Raw genomic sequence first — 949 nt, 5'->3', positions numbered from 1 at the left:
GTGACGGTGGCCAGCCGGGTGCGGCCGGTGGCCAGCAGGTGCCGGGCCGCCGCCGCGCCGCCGTGGCGGTTGTCCGTGCCCACCGACGGGAACGCGGGACGGCGGCCGCGGTCGTCGATGACCACCACCGGCAGCCCGGAGTCGTGCAGCACGCGCAGGTGGCGCACGGCGTCCGGCGGTTCGATGAGCAGCAGGCCGTCGAACGCCTTCGCCGACACCTGCCGTGAGAACTCGTCCAGGGATTCGGTGCCGCGGTTGGCGGTGGACAGCAGCAGGCCGTAGCCCTTCGACTCCACGACGTCGGCGACACCCTGCAGCACTTCGCCCATCCACGGCCAGGTCAGGCCGGGCACCAGCATCCCGACCGTGCGGGTCACGCCGCGGGCCAGCCCGACCGCGCCGGCGCTGGGGATGTACCCGGTCGCGGCGATCACCTCGCGCACCCGGATCGCGGTCGCCGCGTCCACATCGGCTTTGTTGTTGAGAACCCTGGACACGGTCGTCTTGCTCACCCGCGCGCGGCGGGCGACCTCGGCGATCGTGACGCGCATCCGTCCTCCCGAGGGGGGTGGCAAGCCCTGTGGTGCCAAGGTACTCGCCCCCGGGCCCGCCGGGACCGGTCCGAGATCGATCAAGTCCAGCCGGACAACCGCGTCAGGCCGGCGTCACCGGTCCGCCAGTCCGTCCGGACGGCGACGTACCGCGCCGGTCCGGTGAGCTTCACCGTCGAAGTGCGGCCACGGCCCGCGGCGCCCGCCGTCGTGTAGGTGACGCCGTCGGTGCTGGTTTCGACCGTGGCGGCGGGTACGCGCCCGGGCGTCCAAGCGAGTTCGACGGCGGAAACCGCGGCAGCCGCCCCGAGATCGACGACCAGCCGGCCGCCGGGCCCGGGCCGCCACGAGGTCGCCGGGTCGTCGTCGACGGCCGCGGCCGGGCTCGCCATCCCGGG

General features: G+C 74.7%; 2 protein-coding genes. Both read right to left on the bottom strand.

What is annotated here, in order from left to right; all coding sequences use genetic code 11:
- A partial coding sequence (locus tag G3I65_RS18835; RefSeq protein WP_160697275.1) for a LacI family DNA-binding transcriptional regulator occupies positions 1–551 on the bottom strand: 551 nt, incomplete at its 3' end.
- 80 nt (positions 552–631) lie between these two features.
- The coding region (locus tag G3I65_RS18830) for a discoidin domain-containing protein (RefSeq protein WP_160697274.1) at positions 632–949 on the bottom strand (318 nt) is incomplete at its 5' end.

It is taken from the genome of Amycolatopsis sp. SID8362 (genome assembly GCF_010550475.1).
Taxonomy (GTDB): domain Bacteria; phylum Actinomycetota; class Actinomycetes; order Mycobacteriales; family Pseudonocardiaceae; genus Amycolatopsis; species Amycolatopsis eburnea.
This window is presented reverse-complemented; position numbering and strand designations above follow the sequence as displayed.